Below are 19,010 nucleotides of genomic sequence, written 5' to 3'. Positions count from 1 at the left end.
TCGAAGGCGCTTGGAACGCGGTTTGCAAACCGCGTCGCAAGCCTTTTCGAAAAGGCTTCCCGCGCATGAGCCTGACCAATGCACCCACCCTCGAAACGGATCGCCTGATACTCCGCTCGCCCGAAAGGCGCGACGCGGACGCGATAATCACGTTCCTGATGGACGACACGCGTGCGGCCGGTTTTGGCGGCTACACCAATCGCCCGGAATCGTGGCGCTGGTTCGCCCTTAACGTGGGCCACTGGCACTGGCACGGCTATGGATATTTCACGATCGAAGACAAGGCGACGGGCAAACCCGCCGGCATCAGCGGCATCTGGAATCCCGAGGGCTGGCCTGAACCCGAGGTAGGTTGGGTCGTGTTCGACGGGTTCGAAGGCAAGGGCATCGCTTTCGAGGCCGCCTGCCGCGCGCGCCGCTGGGCCTATGACGACCTCGGCTTCACCACGCTGACCTCGAACATCGTGCCGGGCAACACCCGCTCGATCCGGCTGGCAGAGCGCATGGGCGCCGTGTACGAACGGACCTACCACAACCCGAACATGGGCGAAGACCTGCTTTACCGGCATCCGGGTCCGGAGACGCTGGCATGACTTTGGACATCCCCGTGATCGAAACAGACCGCCTGATCCTGCGTGGCCCGCGCGAAAGCGATTTCGAGGCGTTCGCAGCATTCGCCGCTTCCGACCGCGCGCGGTTTGTCGGCGGGCCCTACCCGCGCCTGCGCGCCTGGGGCGGATTTCTGGCAACCTATGGCCACTGGGCTTTGCGCAGCTACGGAATGTGGATGCTGGAAGATCGCGCCAGCGGCACAACCGCCGGGCGGGTCGGCTTCATCTTCAACGAAAGCTGGGATGAACCCGAACTGGGCTGGCATGTCTACGATCCTTTCGAAGGCACAGGTATCGCCTATGAGGCGGCAACCGCAGCCCGAGCCTACGGAGCGCGGCATTTCGGTCTGGACGGCGTGATTTCCTACATCGACCCGGAGAACGCGCGGTCGCGCGCTCTGGCGGACCGGCTTGGCGCGATCCACGAACGCGACGGAACCGTGGCCGGTCATCCCTGCCACGTCTACCGGCATCCCGTTCAGGAGGTCGCATGACAGGTCACCGCGACATTCCCGTTCTCGAAACCAAGCGCCTGCAACTGCGCAGCCCCAGGGCCGAGGATTACCCAGACTTCAAGGCGACCTTTGCATCCTATCGGTCACGCTTCATGGGTGGGCCGCTCAATGGCTACGAGGCGTGGATGCTCTATGCCGCCGAGATCGGTCATTGGGAAATCCGCGGCTTCGGCATGTGGATGGTGCATCTCAAGGACACCGGTGAGACCGTCGGCATGGCGGGTGGCTGGTCGCCGGCGAAATGGCCCGAACGGGAAATCGCCTGGATCATCTGGCCGGATCGCGCAGGCAAGGGATACGCGCTGGAAGCGACCCATCGCGTGCGCCGCCATTTTTACGAGGACAAGGGCTGGGAGACCGCGGTCAGCTATCTCGACCCCAAGAACCTCGACAGCATCCGGCTGGCCGAACGTCTGGGCGCGAAGAAAGACCACGATGCGCCCACCGTCGATGGCAGCGATGTTGTCTACCGTCATCCCAGCCCCGATGCGCTGCGCGGCACGCAATTGTCGCACGGCATCGACATGGAAATTGCGCATTACCAAGACCCCCTGTTCAAACCGAAAGGCTGGGCCATTGACTGATATTGGGACTGACATAACCATTGATCCCGTGACCCGCGCAGCCGAGCTGCTCAAGGGCCACCGCAAAAGCATTGACCGGCTGGACGCGATCCTCGTGTTCACGCTGGCCGAGCGCTTCAAACACACGCAGGCCGTGGGTGTGCTCAAGGCACAACACGACCTCCCGCCCTCAGACCCCGCGCGCGAAGAAAAACAGATCGCGCGGCTCGAAGAGCTTGCGGCTCAGGCCGACCTTGACCCTGAGTTCGCCAAGAAATTCCTGAATTTCATCATTCAGGAAGTCATCCAGCACCACAAACAGAAGCAATCCTGACGGTCAGCCCGTCATCTCGAAAAACCTAGGAGAATATCAAAATGGCTATCAAAATTCGTCTCGCCCGAGGCGGTTCCAAAAAGCGCCCTTTCTACCGTATCGTTGCCGCAGACAGCCGCATGCCGCGCGATGGCCGCTTCATCGAGAAGCTGGGCACCTATAACCCGCTGCTGCCCAAAGACAGCGAAGAGCGCGTGAAGATGGACGTCGAGCGCATCCAGTACTGGATGAGCCAGGGCGCCCAGACCACAGACCGCGTGTCGCGTTTCCTCGAAGCCGCTGGCGTCGTAGAGAAGAAAGAACGCAGCAACCCGAAGAAAGCGGTACCGGGCAAGGCCGCAACCGAACGCGCCGAAGCCAAGGCCGCCAAGGCGGCAGAAGCTGCCGAGGCTCCGGCCAGCGAAGACGCCTCCGCAGAATAAACGCGGACATGCGCGCAGATGGTCGGCCCACCCGGCCATCTGCACGTTTTCCTGCGTTGGTGCAGGACCAATCCCAGGATGGCAGAAAAGCATCGCGGCCTCGGGCGCGTAGTGGACCGTTACGGCATTTTGCGGGAACGCCGAGGCTTTTCTTGACGCCTACCCATCGCCGCGCCATGTCTCCAACCAAGCCTTCACGCCAACAGGAGCCCTCCTCATGATCGCGCGCCTCGTCACCGTCTCAAGTCTCGCCCTCGTCACAGCCGCGGCCGCTCACGCCGCGGGGCCGGAAGAAACAACCGCTCAAGCCCCTGTCATGGCTCCTGCCCCGGCACCGGAGCGGCCGCGGCTTGTCTTCACTTTGCGCGGCGGGGTGGCGGCGTCGCCTGAATATTTTGGCTCGGACGAATATGCGGTCGGGCCCGACCTTGGTTTTCGACTCGATTATCTATCTCTGGGCAACGGTCGCAGCGTCGGCAATCTTGATCCATGGGCCGAAAGGACGGGTCTGAACTTCCGCGGATCGTTCCGCTATATCCGCGAACGCGACACCGGCGATTTTGACGAGCTCGCAGGTCTGGATGACATCGACGCTGCATTCGAAGTAGGTGGCGCAATCAGCTACGGCACGGAAAATTTCGCCACCTTTGTCGAGGCCCGTCGCGGTTTCGGTGGTCATGAAGGCTGGGTTGGAGAAATCGGCGCTGATGCGATCCTGCGCCCGACAGAACGTTTGCGCCTGTCGGTGGGACCGCGCCTGCTTTTCGGTGACGATACGTATACAGACACCTATTTCGGCGTCACACCGGCCGAATCCAGCGCCGCGCTCGGGGCCTACGATCCCGACGGCGGCATGGTGTCTGCGGGGGTCGAGTTCGGAGCCCGCTACAAGATCAGTGATCTCTGGGGACTCGAAGGCGCAATCACCTACGACAAGTTCACGGAAGATGCGGCAGACAGCCCGATCATCGAACAGGGCGAAGACGAACAATGGGGCATCCGGTTTGGTGTGACCCGCGTCTTCAGCATCGGCGGCTGATCCGACACGCAGGCAATTGCCTCGGCATGCCGGTCTGGTCTATCCAGTCGGGCATAGCGACCGGGAGCGAAACCGCGTGAGTGACAAAGTCTGTGTCGGAGCAATTGCCGGGGCCTTCGGGGTGCGCGGAGACGTGCGCCTCAAGAGCTTCACATCCAATCCCGAGGACATCGGGAGCTATGCGCCGTTGGAAACCGAAGACGGCACGCGCAGCTTTACCGTAAAGATCACACGCCAGATCAAGAACGGGCTGGCAGCCCGCCTGTCCGGCGTCAGCACCAAGGAAGACGCCGATGCCCTGCGGGGTACGCAGCTTTTCGTGCCGCGCGACAGGTTGCCGACACTTCCGGACGACGAATTCTACCATGCCGACCTGATGGGGCTCGAGGTGGTCGATACGGGCGGCGCCCCGCTGGGCAAGGTGATGGCGGTGATCAACAACGGCGCGGACGATCTGCTCGAATTGCGCGCTCCGGGCCAGAAACAGACCGTGCTGTTGCCCTTCACCAAGGCGGTCGTGCCCACCGTGGACCTTGCGCAGGGGCGCATCGTGGCCGACCCGCCCGAGGGCCTGTTTTCGTGACGACACGGATCGTCGTGCATGCAGGGTTTCACAAGACAGGCACCACAAGCGTGCAGGCCATGCTGCGCGAGAACGCCAAGCGGCTGGACCCGCATCTGCGGGTTTTCCTGAAAGACGATTTCGAAGACCTGACCACCAGGGCCCGCGCCTTTTCGATCGACCCGAAAGAACGCACGCTGGCGCAGGTCGCCAAGGCGGCCGTCGCATTTTTCGAAACCCTGGACGCGGATGATCCGAGACCTGTCCTGCTCTGCTCCGAAGACCTTTCGGGTCATATGCCGGGTCGTCATGGCCTTGAATGCTATGACAGCGCCGGGCTGGTGATGAAATGCCTGTCCGATGCCGTTCTTGCCCGCTTCGGGGCCGACGCCGACGTGACGTTCTACTTCTCGACGCGTCACCGCGACCCATGGTTGCGCAGCACCTGGTGGCAGAACCTGCGCAGCACCCGTTTGACCCAGGATTTCGCCGCCTACAGTGCCCAGTTCGACGACGCGCGCGGCCTCGAAGACATCCTGACCGAAGTGGCGCAGGACGTTGCCCCGGCCCGTGTCACCTCCTGCGGACTCGAGCAGTCCGCAGAATTGCCCCTCGGACCATTGGAGCCCATTCTGTCTCTGCTGGATCTGCCCGATCTTGACCGCGCGTCCCTGAAAGCCCTGCCGCCCGAGAACGTCCAGCCCGATGTCGGAATAGACGCCGTGTTTCTTGCCTTGAACCAAAGCGCGCTGCCCGAAAAGGACGTGCAGGAAGCCAAGCGCCTCATTCGCAAGATGGCCCGGCGCGTCCTTGCCTGATCTTCCACGGATCTGCGTGGAATTCGCCACGTCAAAGCCATGATCTCGGCGGGAATTCGCCATTCCCAGCCGGTACCGATACTCGACGGCTCGGGGGAGCGAGACTTGGTGACCAACATATCACGCCGACTACTGCTAAGTATTGCCGCGCTTTCACCGGGCATGGTCTTTATTGCCTTGCAGGAATTCGCGGTTTCGATCGCGTTCCTGATCCTTGGGCTGTTCGGCGCACTCGGGGTCGCAGCGGCCGCGCTGGCCCTGTCGCCCCAGATCAAGAACGCCCAGATCGGGGCTGGTATCATCAAGAATGAGTATCCCTCACTTCTTGTTCCCTCTGCCAGATCGGCGCTGATCGACAAGGCGCCCGACCCGATGGTGATCCGGGCGAACCTTCACAGCCTCATGTCCGCCACGACACAGCCGGCCGCGTTTCTGTCCCCTGACGCACAGATCGCGATGGTGCTCACGCGGATCATGGCGCGTTGGCGGAAAACCGATGTGTTGCATGTCTCGGACGATCAGGCCCGCGAGTTGTGGCTCATCGAACGCGTGATGCGCGCAACGCCGGCCGAAGCCGGCGCCATGGCAGCCTTTTTTGCCTCGCCGACCGCAGTTCTGGCCATGCGCGACAGCATTGCTGTATCACCGAGCGCCTGAACTGGTCATTGCGCGAACAAACGACTAAATGCATCGGCGTCACGAAAGGCGAACCCGATGGACGATTCCAAGACACCTCCGCAGAAATCGCATGGCCGCAAAACCATTCGCGCAACATTCAAGCCGCGCGAGTTGATGGAGCAGAGCCCGGATCTGGCGCGGGTCTGGAAGGCGCAGGTCATCACGCTGATGCCCGAGGCGTTCCCCGGCATACTGGGGCAGTCCCTGACCGGGCGCGCGCTCAAGGATGGGCTTTGGCAGATCGAAACCGTGGCGCTGCGTCAATTCGGCGAGGGCAAGCATCGCAATGTGGATGACACTCCGGCCGGGGGTGGAGCCGGCATGGTGCTGCGTCCCGACATCATGGCCGCGGCCATCGACCATGCCCGCCCGCGCGCCGCGCCCGGCAGCCCGCTGATCTATCTCAGCCCACGAGGCCGGCCCTTTACGCAGGACATGGCCAAGAGCCTTGCCGCCGGTCCCGGCGTCAGCCTGATCTGCGGCCGCTTCGAAGGGCTCGACCAACGGGTGATCGACCATTACCGCATCATCGAAGTCAGTCTTGGCGACTTTGTCCTGACCGGAGGAGAGATCGCGGCACAGGCGCTTATCGATGCAACCGTGCGGCTCTTGCCGGGGGTCTTGGGCAATGACGCCTCGACAGAAGAGGAAAGCTTTTCCGACGGCTTGCTTGAACACCCGCAATACACGCGCCCTGCGGAATGGCGCGGCATGGCGATTCCACCGGTCCTGATGTCCGGGCATCACGGCGAAATCGCCAAATGGCGCAAGGAGCAGTCCAGATCACTGACCCGCGAAAGACGACCGGATCTTTGGGCGACACTCGAGGCCAAGGACGACCAGAAGGATTGAGCGCGGCGAAATCTCATGAAGTGTGATAGGGTCGGCGCATTCAGTGACCTGCCGGAGAAGAAAATGGCCCTTTCCCTACAAGTGATTTACCCAATCACCGAAGATACCCATTTTGATTTCGAGTATTACCTTGGCACCCACATCCCCATGGTGGGCGAACACATGGGCGCTCATATCGACAAGACACTTGTGACAAAGGGGCTGGCCTCGGGACCGGATGTAGCGCCGCACTCCTATGCTGTCGCCACAATGACCTTTGCCGATCAGGGTGCCTTGGACTCTGCCCTGGCAGCGTCGGGGCCGGTGATCGCGGACATTGCAAACTTTACCAATACACAACCGCAGATGCTGATTGGCGAAGTGATCGCCTGACGTGGCTCGTGTTCCTTGCACACACTGGTGATGATGCTGCTTCCGGCACCAAACGGCCCTTGATTTGCAGGCCCGGTTCTGGTTTACGGCGCATGTTCCGGGTGTAAGCCCGGTGCGGTGATTCCGTGTGTTCTTCGCATGTGGCCCGAACCGCACCCATCCCGGACATGACAAGACAAAGACGACCTGATCTCTGGCGGGCGCTCCGAACACTCGGAACAGGCGGACCCGGACGAAGACCAAGAGCTCTGAGGACGCGCACATCTTTGCGGAGCAACCGCAAGCATTTAGGAGAGAAGCGATGGACCTGATCGCTCAGTTGGAGGCGGAACAGATCGCCTCGCTCGGGAAAACCATTCCCGATTTCAAGGCCGGCGACACCATCCGTGTCGGCTACAAAGTGACCGAAGGCACCCGCACCCGGGTTCAGAACTACGAAGGCGTCTGCATCAGCCGCCGTCAGGGTTCGGGCATTGCCGGATCGTTCACGGTTCGCAAGATTTCGTTCGGTGAAGGTGTGGAGCGTGTGTTCCCGCTCTATTCGACCAACATCGACAGCATCGAGGTTGTCCGCCGTGGCCGCGTCCGTCGCGCCAAGCTGTACTACCTCCGTTCGCGTCGCGGCAAATCGGCCCGTATCGCGGAAGACACAACTTACAAGCCCCTCAAGGGCGCAGACGCGTAAGGACCGCCGAGATGAAAAAAGATATCCATCCCGAATACCACACCATCAACGTCAAGATGACCGATGGCACCGTCGTGGAAATGCGCTCGGTCTGGGGCAATGAAGGCGACACGCTGTCGCTCGACATCGACCCCTCCGTTCACCCGGCCTGGACAGGCGGCAACTCGCGCCTGATGGACACCGGTGGCCGCGTGTCGAAGTTCAAGAAAAAGTACGAAGGCCTGGGCTTCTAAAGCACCCGCCCTCGAATTCGGATCAGGCCGCTCTTTTCAGGGCGGCCTTTTCATTTGCGGGTGCAGTTCTGCCCGTCCGCCACCTGAGTCTCCGTCGCCGCAATTGGCGCCAAATCGCACCGCACCCCGTTGCAACATCCGCTGCAATCAGGTCATAGATTTTCCAAAGGCGGGGTGAGCGAACAGATGGCACATATCATTGTTGTCGGGAACGAAAAGGGCGGCGCGGGCAAATCGACCGTGTCGATGCATGTCGCGACGGCGCTGTCGCGGATGGGCCACCAGGTTGGCACGCTCGACCTCGATCTGCGGCAAAAGACGATGGGCCGCTACATCGGCAACCGCATGAAGGTGCTTGAAAGCGAGGGGCTTGACCTGCCGACCCCGCGCTACCTCGAATTGCCGGACATCGACCCCGAGAGCCTGCAACCGGGCGAAAACATCTATGATCACCGCCTGTCCGCCGCCGTGGCCGAACTGGAACCCGGTAGCGAATTCATCCTGATCGACTGTCCCGGCTCGCATACACGGCTGAGCCAGGTGGCGCATTCGCTGGCCGATACGCTGATCACGCCCTTGAACGACAGCTTCGTCGATTTCGACCTGCTGGCCCATACCGATGCAAGCGGCGAAAAGATCGAGGGCCCGTCGGTCTATTCCGAGATGGTCTGGAATGCGCGTCAACTGCGTGCACAGGCCGGACTGCCACCGATCGACTGGGTCGTTCTGCGCAATCGCGTTGGTGCACAGCAGATGGTCAACAAGGCCAAGATGGAAAAGGCGCTCGACCGTCTATCCAAACGTATCGGATTCCGCGTGGCCCCCGGCTTCAACGAACGGGTGATCTTTCGCGAATTGTTCCCGCGCGGCATGACCCTGCTGGATCTCAAGGATGTCGGTGTCAAGCAGCTCAACATCTCGAACATTGCCGCCCGTCAGGAATTGCGCGACCTGATCAAGGCGTTGAACCTGCCCGGCGTCACTGTCACCTTCTGAGTGTCGGGTCCGACCCGAAAGGAACTCTGGTTCCGGCTCGTGTTCAGCCTTGGCGGTCTTGCGTTGCTAGTCGTCGTCGTTTTGGTGCGGGGCATTTCCAACGCCGCCGCGCTGGTCGAGGTGGTGGGCATCGCCGGGCTGTTCTTCGGCGGCACCGCGCTCTGGACCGGGCGTGAGCTCTGGCGCAGCCGCGATTGACGTGCCTTGGCGCCGATGCTGAACAGGAAAATCTCAAAGACGCCGCGAATTTGGTCACGCCTGGTGCAGACCTGGTTGCTATACTGTGGAAAGCCCGGACCACCTGATCCGGGCTTTGCCTGTCTCGAGAGCAAGGGCTGCGGTCACTCCGCCGGTACTGCGGCAGCGGGTGCCGCGCGGCGGGTGAAATGCTGACGGTTAAGGCGCAGCACCAACGCGATGGCGACGATCTGAGCAGCAATGGCGATCCCGGTGACACCCCAATAGGCGATGCCGAATTTCTCGATGGCCCCGGCACCAACCAGCCCCTTGTTGACGAAGAAGTGGAGCATCACCGAAAGCGCGACCGCCGGACAGACCAGCGCATAGGATCCGGGCGAGGTTTTCGCCCCCATCACGAAGTCGGTGAAATAGCCCTGACGCATCATGACAACCGCACCGAGCAGAAGGAACACAACCTGCACCGACAGCAAACGGGCCAGGAAGATCATCGTGTCACCGGCCTGCGTATGCGCATCGAACGCGACGTGCAGTCCATGGCTTTGACGCAGGAACAGGATGCCCAGAACGGTGACGATCGGCACGATGATCATCAGGGTCGGGCCGGATTCCCGCGCGGTGCCATGCTGAAGCATCGACGCAAAGGCGGTGGTGGCGGCGATCACGGTATAAAGGATCGCGGCAACCCCGAAGAAGGTCGACAGCATCAGGGCCACGGCAACGGTGCTGGCCGAGGTGCTCATCGCGGCGGGCGCGGCAAAGCCGACACCGACCATGGCGATGCTGAAGGCGGGCAGAAGCTGTGCGAACGAATTATGCGCGGTCACGTCGAACACGCCACCCTTGGACAGAACGCGGCCAAGGAAAGCCCCGATCATGCGGAACGCCAGTACCCCGATGGCGGCAAAGGCGACCAGGGCCATGGGGAACAGGTATTCGACCACGCTCCAAAGCTGCGGCACGAAGACCAGACCGACGATGAACAGGGCGTTGACGCTCATGGCAAGCGCCAGCGGCATGGCCAGCACCGTGGCTTCGGCATTCGTTTCGCGCAGTTTTGCGTAGGCCTCTGTTTTCTTGAAGGCCGAAAACGACTGGAGGTTCCAGATCAGCGATTTGAGGTTGAGAAAGACAAACGTGGCGATGCCGAACAGGGCCACGGCAATGCCGATTTGCAACGACAGGCTGCCACTGCCGAACGCGGCTGTAATGTCCTCGAACACGGGCACGGGTTGACCCGGATGGGGCACCCAGAACATCAGGAACATGAAAAACGTCACGGCAATACCCCCGGCGCCAAGAGAGGCCAGGAAGTAGATCGGTGAATAGGTATCTGCGGGTCTGATGACGGAACGGTCCATGAGCGATCTCCTTACATTCTATTTATGGAATATAAATACATTCCATTTTCAGAATGTAAATAGCTGATTGCTGAACGGGAGATGGTCCTGCACGTTACCGCCTCGCGACGCAGCCCCTAAATCCGCAATATCTTGTGGATAAGCACCCGCTCCTCACCACATGCGGCACGAATACGTTGACTTCGCCGCAACCGCCGCGACACACTGTCGTCAAAGACAGGAATCAGGCAGGCTACCCGAGTGCGCTTTTCCAAACTCCGTTTGACGGGCTTCAAGAGCTTCGTTGACCCCACCGATCTGGTCATCGCAGATGGCCTGACCGGCGTCGTGGGGCCGAACGGCTGTGGCAAGTCCAACCTGCTGGAAGCCCTGCGCTGGGTGATGGGCGAGAACCGTCCGACCGCCATGCGCGGCGGTGGCATGGAAGACGTGATCTTTGCCGGCGCGGCCACCCGCCCGGCCCGAAACTTTGCCGAGGTGTCGATCCAGATCGACAATGCCGACCGTGTCGCCCCGGCAGGCTTCAACGACCAGGATCAGATCGACATTGTCCGCCGCATCACCCGCGACGTGGGCAGCGCCTACAAGGCCAATGGCAAGGACGTGCGCGCGCGCGACATCCAGATGCTGTTTGCCGATGCGTCCACCGGGGCACATTCGCCTGCGCTCGTCCGGCAGGGCCAGATCAGCGAATTGATCAACGCCAAACCCAAGAACCGCCGCCGGATCCTGGAAGAGGCGGCCGGCATCTCGGGGCTTTACCAGCGTCGTCACGAGGCCGAGCTGAAGCTCAAGAATACCGAGGCCAACCTGCTGCGCGTCGACGACGTGATCGAACAGCTGGCAGCGCAACTCGCCCAGCTGGCGCGACAGGCGAGGCAGGCCGCGCGCTACCGCGCCATCGGAGAAGAACTGCGTCACGCAGAGGGTCTCTTGCTTTATCGGCGCTGGAAAGATGCGGATGTCGCCCGTGCCGAAGCGGATGGGCAGTTGCGAGACCGCACGACGGAAGCCGCCAAGGCCGAGACCACCGCGCGCATGGCCACGAGGGCGCGCGAAGAGGCGGATGCCGCCCTGCCCCCGCTGCGCGAGGAATCCGCCATCGCCGCAGCCATCGTCCAGCGTCTGACGCTTCAGCGCGACACGCTTTCGGAGCAGGAACGCCGCGCCGAGGAAACCATCCAGACGCTTACCCGACGCATCGATCAGATGACCAGGGACATGGAACGCGAAAGCGGCCTGAACCGGGACGCGGGTGAAACCATCCAGCAGCTGGAATGGGAAGCGCGCGAACTGGCGAAAGCCGCCGAAGGCCACGACGACAGGCTGGCCGAGACCGCCGAAGCCGCGCGCGAAGCGGGTGCTGTCCTGCAAGCCCGCGAAGCCGATCTGAGCCAGAAAACCGAGGACGTGGCGCGTCTGGCCGCCCGCCACCAATCCGCGCACCGACTGTTGTCGGACAGTCAGAAGACACTCGACCGGAACGAGGCAGACGCGCTGCGCGCCCGCGAAGCGGTTCTGGATGCGAAACAGAGTCTTGTCACCGCGAAAGACACCGCAGAACAGGCCCGCGCCGAACAGGCTTCGGCTCGTGATCTCGCCGAGCGGGCAGATGAGGTTCTGACCGAAGCCGAAGCCGCCCGTGCCGACACGCAAGCCCGCGAGGCCGACGCCCGCGCCGAGCGCTCTGAAGCCGAGGGAGAGATGAACGCGCTTTCGGCAGAGACAAGCGCCCTCGCCCGCCTGCTTGACCGCGACACCGCCGAAGGAGGACAGATCCTCGACCGTCTTCAAGTCGAGCAGGGATTTGAAAAGGCCCTTGGCGCGGCGCTGGCCGACGATTTGCGCGCCCCCGAGGTCGAAGGTGACGGGCCGACGGGCTGGTCTGTCCTGCCCGCTTATGACGTGACCCAGCCGCTGCCCGACGGCGTGACCGCTCTCACGCAACATGTCTCGGTCCCGGAGGTTCTTGAGCGGCGCATGTCGCAGATCGGTCTTGTCGATCCCGAGGACGCGGCACGCCTGCATCCGCTGCTCAGACCCGGCCAGCGCCTTGTCAGTCTTGAAGGGGACCTCTGGCGCTGGGACGGCTACCGCGCATGGGCCGAGGACGCGCCTTCTACCGCGGCGCTGCGGCTGGAACAGCTCAACCGCCTTGAATCCCTCAAGCAGGAGACCGCGCGCGCCTCGGCCCGCGTGGACGGCGCACGGGACGCACATGAGAGCCTGACCCAGCGCATGTCCGATCTGGCGCAGGCCGAGAAAGCCGCCCGTCAGGCCCGCCGCGATGCGGATGCCGCGGTCACCGAAGCCGCCCGCAAGCTCAGCCGGGCAGAGGCCGATCGCGACATGGCGGAAGGCAAGCTTGAAAGCCTGTCGCTGTCGGTGTCGCGCTACGAGGATGAGGCCACCACGGCGCGCGCTTTGCTGGTCGAAGCCCAACGTGCCGTGGCCGGCCTTGAAGACCTCGACAGCGCCAGGGCCGAGGTCGAAGACCTCAAGATGACGGTCGAAGCGGCGCGCATGACGATGATGTCCCGCCGCTCTGCCCATGACGAACTGCGCCGCGAAGGCGAGGCTCGCAAAGCTCGTGCGCAGCAGGTCACCAAGGATCTCAGCGGCTGGCGCCACCGGCTCGACACCGCCGAAAAGCGCAGCGCCGAGCTTGCCGAACGACGTGAGGCGGCGCAGACCGAACTTGATGCGGCCTCGCACAGGCCCGCGGAACTTGCCTTGCAGCGCGAAAACCTCGGGCACGAGATTTCGCAGGCCGAGGCCCGCAAGGCCGCCGCAGAGGTTGCGTTGTCTTCTGCCGAGGCCGCTTTGCGCCAGTCGGATCAGGCCGAACGCGAGGCCGAGCGGAAAGCGTCGGAGGCCCGCGAAGCCCGCGCCCGATCCGAGGCCCGCGCCGAAGCCGCCCGCGAAGCGGTCACGGCGGCCGCCGAACGGATCGCCGAGGAGCAGGACACCAGCCCGACCGCGCTCTTGCAGAAGCTGGGTGCCGATCCGGACAACCTGCCGAAGGCCGAGGCGATCGACGCGGACGTGTCCCGCCTCAAACGGCAGCGCGACGCCCTTGGCGCCGTGAACCTGCGTGCCGAGGAAGACGCCCGCGAGGTGCAGGAAGAGCACGACACCCTGCTTGCCGAAAAGCTTGATCTGGAAGAGGCGGTCAAGACACTCCGCTCCGGCATCGCCAGTCTTAACCGCGAAGGCCGCGAACGGCTTCTGACAGCGTTCGAGCAGGTGAACAGCAACTTTACCCTGCTTTTCACCCATCTGTTCGGCGGCGGCGAGGCAAACCTCGTAATGGTGGAAAGCGACGACCCTCTCGAAGCCGGGCTCGAGATCATGTGCCAGCCGCCGGGCAAGAAGCTGTCCACCCTGTCGCTCCTGTCAGGTGGCGAACAGACGCTGACTGCGCTTGCGCTGATTTTTGCCGTCTTCCTCGCCAACCCTGCGCCGATCTGCGTGCTCGACGAAGTTGACGCTCCGCTGGATGACGCGAACGTCACCCGCTTCTGCGACATGCTGGACGAAATGTGCCGCCGCACCGAAACTCGGTTCCTGATCATCACCCACCACGCCGTCACCATGTCTCGCATGGACAGGCTTTTCGGGGTGACCATGCAGGAACAGGGCGTGAGCCAGCTTGTCTCGGTCGATCTCAAGAAGGCCGAACGCCTGGTCGCGTAAACGTGTCCCCGGTTTCGGCGCGGTTCGTCTAACATCCAACCATGATACGCTGGATTTTCCTTCTGTGCCTTTTGCCTGCGATGCTTGCCGCACAGGAGATCGTGCCGCGCGACGGTGACGTCCTGTTCGATCAGACAACGCTCGACACCCGGCTCAGGGGCACCACGATCAGGTTTTTCGACGATGGACAGTCCCGATTTTTCGAGGACGGTCGCTATACCTACACCTACGCAAACGAAGGCGGCACCGGGTACGGGTATTTCGAGGTCGGAGAGAACAGCACCATCTGCATCGAATTCGTCACCGGGTTTTCGCGGTGTGATCTTTACGTGACAGACTCGGCTGGGCGGTTGACCGTCATCACCACGTCCGGAGACCGGTTTCCGACCCGACCCTGAGTCATAATACGCGACAAGACCGGGTTCGCCACAACCCATACACGAAAACCGGCGCGGAACCGCAAAATATCGGCTGGCTTCCGCTCATTTTAACATTTCGGGCACAAAGCTTACCTGAACGTTAACTCTTTATTATCATCTGCTGAACGACGCTGGGAAAGCCCCCCGCCCCGAAACCGGATCCGCTAACCTCAATGCATGTGCTGATTGTACAGAACAACGTGAAGCTTGGTCAGATGTGGCAACGCCATCTGCAACGGCACGGGCATGTGGCGGACGTGTCCCTTGACCAGGAATCCGCGATCGACAGTCTTTGCGCCCGCTACTACCCGATCATCATCCTCGACGTGGTTCTGGACAATGGCAGCGCCATCGCCGTCGCCGATTACGCAAGCTATCGCCATCCCGATGCCCGCGTGATCTTTGTCACCAACACCAGCTTCTTTTCCGACGGGTCGATCTTTCAGCTGTGTTCGAACGCCTGTGCCTTCGTCCCCAGCGCCACACAGCCGGATGACCTTGCGGCGATGGTCGAGCATTACGCCAAGGCGAACTAGGCGGCGTGCAGACGGTCCCGCCCATGTGGCGCATCGAAGTCGAGGATCGGGTTGATCGGGATGATCCGGTTCGGATTGATGCTGTCGTGGCTGTAGTGATAGTGGCGCACGATATGATCGAAGTGAACGGTTTCGGCAACGCCGGGCCATTGGTACAGTTCGCGCGTATAGCCCCAGAGATAGGGATAATCGATGATCCGCCGACGGTTGCACTTGAAATGCAGATGATAGACGGAATCGAACCGCGCAAGCGTCGTGAACAGACGCCAGTCCGCTTCGGTGATCCGATCGCCCATCAGGTAGCGCCTTGATGACAGCCGGTCGTCCAGCCAGTCCAGGCTGTCGAAAAGCGGCACCACCGCTTCGTCATATGCCTGTTGCGTGGTGGCGAAACCCGCCTTGTAGACCCCGTTGTTGACCGTATCGTAAACACGCGCATTCACCTCTTCGATGTCGTCGCGCAGCGGTTTCGGCCAGTAATCATCGGTGTTTCCGGTGATCCCGTCGAAGGCCGAATTGAACATGCGGATGATTTCGGCGCTTTCGTTCGACACGATGGTCTCGCGCTCCTTGTCCCACAGGATCGGAACGGTGACCCGACCCGAGATCCCGGGATCGGCCTTGAGGTAGATGTCGCGCGCGAAAGGCAGACCGTACAAGCGATCGCCGGTTGCCCCCGGAAAATCCGTGTCGAACGACCAACCGTCACCCAGCATGTCCGGATGCACCACGGACACGTCGATATGCGGCTCGAGCCCTTTCAGCTTGCGGAAGACCAGCGTGCGATGCGCCCAGGGGCAGGCGAAGCTGACGTAAAGGTGGTAGCGTCCCGACTGGGCCGGAAAACCGCCGTCCCCGGACGGGCCCGCGCTTCCATCGGCGGTGATCCAGTTGCGGAATTTCGATGTGCTGCGTTCGAACTTTCCGCCCGAGCTTTTCGTATCGTACCACTGGTCTTTCCAGACGCCGTCTACCAATAGACCCATGTCGCGCTCCTCTTTTTCATTCAGGAACACATAGCGCAGACCGCCGTTCCACAAAACGCCACTGCCCGCGCAGACAGGTCCGGGTTTGCGCACATCCCGGGCCGGTCATCCTCAAACACCCGGTCCGCTGCCAGACTTCTGCTCAAATCCTGGGCATCCGGTGCCTTAAAGACACCGCTGCGTGCATGACGGCCAAGGATTGTGCCGGGGCAACTTGGCTTTTGCGTGGCGTCACGGTAAGGAGCCCGCGAACATGGAGCGGGGTATCTCATCCTGCTGGCTCTTCCGGCCGCCTATCCGCCGGATAACCCATAATTTATGACACCGAAAAAAGACCGCGAATCGACACCGCGGCCTATGGGCACAGAACTTTTCATGATCACTCTCTCACAGTATCGTCACCAGTGGACCCACAACATCCGAGGCGACCTGCTCTCCGGTCTTGTTGTCGCCCTGGCCCTGATCCCCGAAGCCATCGCGTTCTCGATCATCGCCGGGGTCGATCCGAAGGTCGGGCTTTATGCGTCCTTCTCGATTGCCGTCATCATCGCGATCACGGGCGGACGTCCCGGCATGATCTCGGCAGCGACAGCAGCCACCGCGGTGCTGATGGTCACATTGGTCCGGGATCATGGGCTGGAATACCTGCTTGCCGCCACGGTTCTTGCCGGGCTCTTGCAGATCGGAGCGGGTTTCCTGAAACTCGGGTATGTCATGCGCTTCGTGTCGAAATCGGTGATGACCGGGTTCGTCAACGCGCTCGCGATCCTGATCTTCATGGCGCAATTGCCCGAACTCGACCCCTCCCTGGTGCCCATGCTCACTTACGTGCTGGTCGCGGCGGGGCTTGCCATCATCTATCTTTTTCCGATGCTGACCAAGGCTGTCCCGTCACCGCTGGTCACGATCATCGTGCTGACCGTGGTCGTTCTTGTCATGGGATGGGACGTGCGGACCGTGGGCGACATGGGCGATCTTCCCGACACCCTGCCGGTGTTCCTGATCCCCGACATCCCGCTCAACTTCGAGACCCTGCAGATCATCTTCCCCTATTCGGTCGCCGTTGCCGTCGTCGGCTTGCTGGAAAGCCTGATGACGCAGCAGATCGTCGATGACCTCACCGACACCTCGTCAGACCGCAACCAGGAATGTATCGGCCAGGGCATCGCCAACACTGCCACCGGCTTTATCGGCGGCATGGCCGGGTGTGCCATGATCGGCCAGTCGATCATCAACGTGAAATCCGGAGGCCGCGGGCGGCTCTCGGCGTTTTCAGCCGGGGTCTTTCTCTTGATCATGGTTGTTGCCCTTGGTGACATCGTGGCGATGATCCCGATGGCGGCGCTGGTGGCGATCATGATCATGGTCTCCATCGGCACGTTCTCTTGGTCCTCGATCAAGAACCTGCGCGATCACCCGAGATCGTCCTCCATCGTGATGCTGGCGACCGTGTTCTTCGTCGTCTACACGCACAACCTGGCCATCGGCGTTCTGGTCGGCGTGCTTCTGTCGGGCATCTTTTTTGCCTGGAAGATCTCGCAACTGTTCCGCGTGCGTTCCACCATCACGCCGGATGGCAACCACCGCACCTACATGATCGAAGGCCAGCTGTTCTTTGCGTCCTCCGAGGACTTCATGAAGGCCTTTGACTTCCGCGAAGCGCCAGAGAAAGTCACCATCGACCTCAGCCGCGCGCATATCTGGGACATTTCGTCGGTTGCGGCGCTGGACATGGCTGTGCTCAAATTCCGCCGTGAAGGGGCAGAGGTCGAACTGATCGGCCTGAACGAAGCCTCCGAAACCATCGTTGACCGGCTGGCAATACACGACAAGCCAGGCGCGATGGACGAACTGCTGGGCCACTAGGGAAGAAACCAATGACCACCAACACACTGATCGCCCTCGTGGACGGCTCTGCCTACGCCGAAAGCGTTTGTCATCACGCCGCGTGGATCGCGGGGCGCAATGACTGGACCGTCAAGATCTACCACGTCATGGGCCGCCGCGATGCTGTCGAAAAACAGGATCTGTCCGGCGCTATCCGCCTCGGGGCGCGCACCGCTCTGCTTGAACAGCTGTCGGAACTGGACGCCACCCGCGCCAAGCTCGCGCATGAACACGGGCGCGCCATTCTGGAAGATGCAAAGGCGATCATCGAGGGGGATGGCAAGGTCGCCGTCGAAACAAGGCTGCGCCAGGGCGATCTGGTCGAGACGATCACCGCCAAGGAAGAAACCGGCGACATGATCGTCATCGGGAAAAGGGGCGAAGCCGCCGGGCTGGCGATGGAGCATCTTGGCTCCAATCTCGAACGCATCGTGCGCGCCAGCCACAAGCCGGTCTTCATCGCCAACCGTGCCTTCAAGCCGGTGGAACGTGTGCTCGTGGCCTTTGACGGCGGAGCGTCTTCGCTCAAGGCCATCGACTACATTGCGCGCAGCCCGCTCTTCTCGGGTCTGAAGGTGACGCTTGTCTTTGCCGGCAAGGACACCTCCGACCTGAAAAAATCCCTGTCCGATGCCGCCGCGACGCTCAAGGCGGGCGGGTTCGAGGCTGAAACCCTGGTCCAGCCGGGCGAGCCGGAAAAGGTGCTGGCCCAGGTCACGTCCGAAGGCGCGCACGACCTTCTGGTCATGGGGGCCTACGGCCATAGCCGCGTGCGCTCGTTCATCATCGGCTCCACCACGACAGAGATGCTCCGCTCGTGCCGGGTGCCGGTTCTGATCATGCGCTAGAGCGGAAACCCGGCTCAGGCGGTCTCGCGGCAGTGTCGACGGAACGACCGTTTGAGCAGGTCAAGCTCGGCCCGGAGCAGGGCCATTTCCGATCGGATGTCCTCTCCGGCGGCGTCTCCCGCGATGATGGAGAAATCGCCGAGCGGCAAGCCCAAGCTGTCCTCGGAGATCAGGAAGGTATGCACACCGTCGGCGATCATGTTGGCAGGGACAGGCACGCGAAGCAGCCAGGACGCCGGATCCGGCAGCGGCTCGATCGCCACGTCCGGAACCTCCTGGTCATGTACCCGGACGGCGACTTTCGGTGCGGGGGTGTCGTCGGTGCTTCCGGCGATCACGCCTTCCCAGATGCCTTCGAAAAAGCGGGATTTCGACAGGGAATACGCAGTCATCAGTTGA

General features: G+C 62.0%; 23 protein-coding genes and 1 other annotated feature. Of the genes, 20 read left to right on the top strand and 3 right to left on the bottom strand.

Going from position 1 to position 19,010, the window contains the following annotated elements; translation table 11 throughout:
* The first annotated feature begins 65 nt into the window (after window positions 1-65).
* The 15 genes from LCF60_RS01455 (at window position 66) to LCF60_RS01385 (ending at window position 8,878) form a co-directional block, all read left to right on the top strand.
* Window positions 66-593, top strand: coding sequence for a GNAT family N-acetyltransferase (locus LCF60_RS01455; protein ID WP_292289236.1), 528 nt, complete (start codon window positions 66-68; stop codon window positions 591-593).
* Window positions 590-1,105, top strand: a complete 516-nt coding sequence (locus LCF60_RS01450; RefSeq protein ID WP_292289235.1) for a GNAT family N-acetyltransferase — start codon at window positions 590-592, stop codon at window positions 1,103-1,105. The genes LCF60_RS01455 and LCF60_RS01450 overlap by 4 nt, the downstream gene beginning before the upstream one ends.
* Window positions 1,102-1,710 carry a GNAT family N-acetyltransferase gene (locus tag LCF60_RS01445; protein ID WP_292289234.1) on the top strand — a complete coding sequence of 203 codons (609 nt, stop codon included), beginning with the start codon at window positions 1,102-1,104 and terminating at the stop codon, window positions 1,708-1,710. Before LCF60_RS01450 ends, LCF60_RS01445 begins: the two co-directional genes overlap by 4 nt.
* A 19-nt stretch (window positions 1,711-1,729) precedes the next feature.
* Window positions 1,730-2,023 carry a chorismate mutase gene (locus LCF60_RS01440; protein ID WP_292289380.1) on the top strand — a complete coding sequence of 98 codons (294 nt, stop codon included), beginning with the start codon at window positions 1,730-1,732 and terminating at the stop codon, window positions 2,021-2,023.
* A 41-nt stretch (window positions 2,024-2,064) separates the two neighbouring features.
* A complete protein-coding gene (gene rpsP, locus LCF60_RS01435; protein WP_292289233.1) occupies window positions 2,065-2,445 on the top strand; it encodes a 30S ribosomal protein S16 in 381 nt (126 codons plus the stop codon).
* A 217-nt stretch (window positions 2,446-2,662) separates the two neighbouring features.
* On the top strand, window positions 2,663-3,484 hold the full coding sequence (locus LCF60_RS01430; RefSeq protein ID WP_292289232.1) for a MipA/OmpV family protein: 822 nt from the start codon (window positions 2,663-2,665) through the stop codon (window positions 3,482-3,484).
* Window positions 3,485-3,560: 76 nt separating this feature from the next.
* Entirely contained in the window at window positions 3,561-4,067 is a 507-nt protein-coding gene (gene rimM / locus LCF60_RS01425; protein ID WP_292289231.1) for a ribosome maturation factor RimM, read from the top strand.
* On the top strand, window positions 4,064-4,864 hold the full coding sequence (locus LCF60_RS01420; RefSeq protein ID WP_292289230.1) for a hypothetical protein: 801 nt from the start codon (window positions 4,064-4,066) through the stop codon (window positions 4,862-4,864). Before rimM ends, LCF60_RS01420 begins: the two co-directional genes overlap by 4 nt.
* Window positions 4,865-4,903: 39 nt before the next feature.
* Window positions 4,904-5,521 (top strand): hypothetical protein, encoded by a 618-nt coding sequence (locus LCF60_RS01415; RefSeq protein ID WP_292289229.1) that lies wholly within the window; start codon window positions 4,904-4,906, stop codon window positions 5,519-5,521.
* A gap of 57 nt (window positions 5,522-5,578) precedes the next feature.
* Window positions 5,579-6,394, top strand: a complete 816-nt coding sequence (trmD, locus tag LCF60_RS01410) for a tRNA (guanosine(37)-N1)-methyltransferase TrmD (protein ID WP_292289228.1) — start codon at window positions 5,579-5,581, stop codon at window positions 6,392-6,394.
* A gap of 63 nt (window positions 6,395-6,457) precedes the next feature.
* Complete coding sequence (locus tag LCF60_RS01405; protein WP_292289227.1) at window positions 6,458-6,766, top strand: EthD family reductase; 309 nt, start codon at window positions 6,458-6,460, stop codon at window positions 6,764-6,766.
* Window positions 6,767-7,067: 301 nt separating this feature from the next.
* Window positions 7,068-7,451 (top strand): 50S ribosomal protein L19, encoded by a 384-nt coding sequence (gene rplS / locus LCF60_RS01400; RefSeq protein ID WP_292289226.1) that lies wholly within the window; start codon window positions 7,068-7,070, stop codon window positions 7,449-7,451.
* Between the two features lie 11 nt (window positions 7,452-7,462).
* The gene (gene rpmE, locus LCF60_RS01395) at window positions 7,463-7,684 is read left to right on the top strand and encodes a 50S ribosomal protein L31 (RefSeq protein WP_292289225.1); all 222 of its coding nucleotides are present in this window, start codon (window positions 7,463-7,465) and stop codon (window positions 7,682-7,684) included.
* Between the two features lie 186 nt (window positions 7,685-7,870).
* Entirely contained in the window at window positions 7,871-8,680 is an 810-nt protein-coding gene (locus tag LCF60_RS01390) for a division plane positioning ATPase MipZ (RefSeq protein ID WP_292289224.1), read from the top strand.
* Window positions 8,681-8,878, top strand: a complete 198-nt coding sequence (locus tag LCF60_RS01385) for a hypothetical protein (protein ID WP_292289223.1) — start codon at window positions 8,681-8,683, stop codon at window positions 8,876-8,878.
* 143 nt (window positions 8,879-9,021) lie between these two features.
* Here the strand turns inward: LCF60_RS01385 and LCF60_RS01380 are convergent, their stop codons facing one another.
* Window positions 9,022-10,239 carry a hypothetical protein gene (locus LCF60_RS01380; protein WP_292289222.1) on the bottom strand — a complete coding sequence of 406 codons (1,218 nt, stop codon included), beginning with the start codon at window positions 10,237-10,239 and terminating at the stop codon, window positions 9,022-9,024.
* A gap of 240 nt (window positions 10,240-10,479) precedes the next feature.
* Between LCF60_RS01380 and smc the strand changes: the two genes are divergently transcribed.
* The 3 genes from smc (at window position 10,480) to LCF60_RS01365 (ending at window position 14,890) form a co-directional block, all read left to right on the top strand.
* Window positions 10,480-13,935: a chromosome segregation protein SMC gene (gene smc, locus LCF60_RS01375; protein ID WP_292289221.1), complete on the top strand. Its 3,456-nt coding sequence runs from the start codon at window positions 10,480-10,482 to the stop codon at window positions 13,933-13,935.
* A 41-nt stretch (window positions 13,936-13,976) separates the two neighbouring features.
* Window positions 13,977-14,333 (top strand): hypothetical protein, encoded by a 357-nt coding sequence (locus LCF60_RS01370; RefSeq protein ID WP_292289220.1) that lies wholly within the window; start codon window positions 13,977-13,979, stop codon window positions 14,331-14,333.
* A gap of 194 nt (window positions 14,334-14,527) precedes the next feature.
* Window positions 14,528-14,890 (top strand): hypothetical protein, encoded by a 363-nt coding sequence (locus LCF60_RS01365; protein ID WP_292289219.1) that lies wholly within the window; start codon window positions 14,528-14,530, stop codon window positions 14,888-14,890.
* On the opposite strand, the gene LCF60_RS01360 is transcribed toward LCF60_RS01365, so the two are convergent.
* Window positions 14,887-15,876, bottom strand: a complete 990-nt coding sequence (locus LCF60_RS01360) for a glutathione S-transferase family protein (protein WP_292289218.1) — start codon at window positions 15,874-15,876, stop codon at window positions 14,887-14,889. The genes LCF60_RS01365 and LCF60_RS01360 overlap by 4 nt on opposite strands.
* A gap of 252 nt (window positions 15,877-16,128) precedes the next feature.
* Window positions 16,129-16,186: a sequence feature (sul1 is cis-regulatory element that is thought to sense ions involved in sulfur or methionine metabolism; They are found in Alphaproteobacteria), on the top strand.
* 65 nt (window positions 16,187-16,251) lie between these two features.
* On the opposite strand from LCF60_RS01360, the gene LCF60_RS01355 reads away from it, so the two are divergent.
* The gene (locus LCF60_RS01355; RefSeq protein WP_292289217.1) at window positions 16,252-17,742 is read left to right on the top strand and encodes a SulP family inorganic anion transporter; all 1,491 of its coding nucleotides are present in this window, start codon (window positions 16,252-16,254) and stop codon (window positions 17,740-17,742) included.
* A gap of 11 nt (window positions 17,743-17,753) precedes the next feature.
* Window positions 17,754-18,611: a universal stress protein gene (locus LCF60_RS01350; RefSeq protein ID WP_292289216.1), complete on the top strand. Its 858-nt coding sequence runs from the start codon at window positions 17,754-17,756 to the stop codon at window positions 18,609-18,611.
* 14 nt (window positions 18,612-18,625) lie between these two features.
* Here the strand turns inward: LCF60_RS01350 and LCF60_RS01345 are convergent, their stop codons facing one another.
* Window positions 18,626-19,003 carry a hypothetical protein gene (locus LCF60_RS01345; RefSeq protein ID WP_292289215.1) on the bottom strand — a complete coding sequence of 126 codons (378 nt, stop codon included), beginning with the start codon at window positions 19,001-19,003 and terminating at the stop codon, window positions 18,626-18,628.
* Window positions 19,004-19,010: the final 7 nt, after the last annotated feature.

The sequence above is a fragment of the Marivita sp. genome, assembly GCF_020055635.1.
In the GTDB taxonomy this organism is placed as follows: Bacteria; Pseudomonadota; Alphaproteobacteria; order Rhodobacterales; family Rhodobacteraceae; genus Marivita.
This window is presented reverse-complemented; position numbering and strand designations above follow the sequence as displayed.

Bases quoted from the DNA above. Each gene is read 5' to 3' on its own strand.
- LCF60_RS01455 (WP_292289236.1), top strand. From the start codon at position 66: ATGAGCCTGACCAATGCACCCACCCTCGAAACGGATCGCCTGATACTC.
- LCF60_RS01450 (WP_292289235.1), top strand. From the start codon at position 590: ATGACTTTGGACATCCCCGTGATCGAAACAGACCGCCTGATCCTGCGT.
- LCF60_RS01445 (WP_292289234.1), top strand. From the start codon at position 1,102: ATGACAGGTCACCGCGACATTCCCGTTCTCGAAACCAAGCGCCTGCAA.
- rpsP (WP_292289233.1), top strand. From the start codon at position 2,065: ATGGCTATCAAAATTCGTCTCGCCCGAGGCGGTTCCAAAAAGCGCCCT.
- LCF60_RS01430 (WP_292289232.1), top strand. From the start codon at position 2,663: ATGATCGCGCGCCTCGTCACCGTCTCAAGTCTCGCCCTCGTCACAGCC.
- LCF60_RS01415 (WP_292289229.1), top strand. From the start codon at position 4,904: ATGATCTCGGCGGGAATTCGCCATTCCCAGCCGGTACCGATACTCGAC.
- trmD (WP_292289228.1), top strand. From the start codon at position 5,579: ATGGACGATTCCAAGACACCTCCGCAGAAATCGCATGGCCGCAAAACC.
- LCF60_RS01405 (WP_292289227.1), top strand. From the start codon at position 6,458: ATGGCCCTTTCCCTACAAGTGATTTACCCAATCACCGAAGATACCCAT.
- rplS (WP_292289226.1), top strand. From the start codon at position 7,068: ATGGACCTGATCGCTCAGTTGGAGGCGGAACAGATCGCCTCGCTCGGG.
- rpmE (WP_292289225.1), top strand. From the start codon at position 7,463: ATGAAAAAAGATATCCATCCCGAATACCACACCATCAACGTCAAGATG.
- LCF60_RS01390 (WP_292289224.1), top strand. From the start codon at position 7,871: ATGGCACATATCATTGTTGTCGGGAACGAAAAGGGCGGCGCGGGCAAA.
- LCF60_RS01380 (WP_292289222.1), bottom strand. From the start codon at position 10,239: ATGGACCGTTCCGTCATCAGACCCGCAGATACCTATTCACCGATCTAC.
- LCF60_RS01370 (WP_292289220.1), top strand. From the start codon at position 13,977: ATGATACGCTGGATTTTCCTTCTGTGCCTTTTGCCTGCGATGCTTGCC.
- LCF60_RS01365 (WP_292289219.1), top strand. From the start codon at position 14,528: ATGCATGTGCTGATTGTACAGAACAACGTGAAGCTTGGTCAGATGTGG.
- LCF60_RS01360 (WP_292289218.1), bottom strand. From the start codon at position 15,876: ATGGGTCTATTGGTAGACGGCGTCTGGAAAGACCAGTGGTACGATACG.
- LCF60_RS01355 (WP_292289217.1), top strand. From the start codon at position 16,252: ATGATCACTCTCTCACAGTATCGTCACCAGTGGACCCACAACATCCGA.
- LCF60_RS01350 (WP_292289216.1), top strand. From the start codon at position 17,754: ATGACCACCAACACACTGATCGCCCTCGTGGACGGCTCTGCCTACGCC.
- LCF60_RS01345 (WP_292289215.1), bottom strand. From the start codon at position 19,003: ATGACTGCGTATTCCCTGTCGAAATCCCGCTTTTTCGAAGGCATCTGG.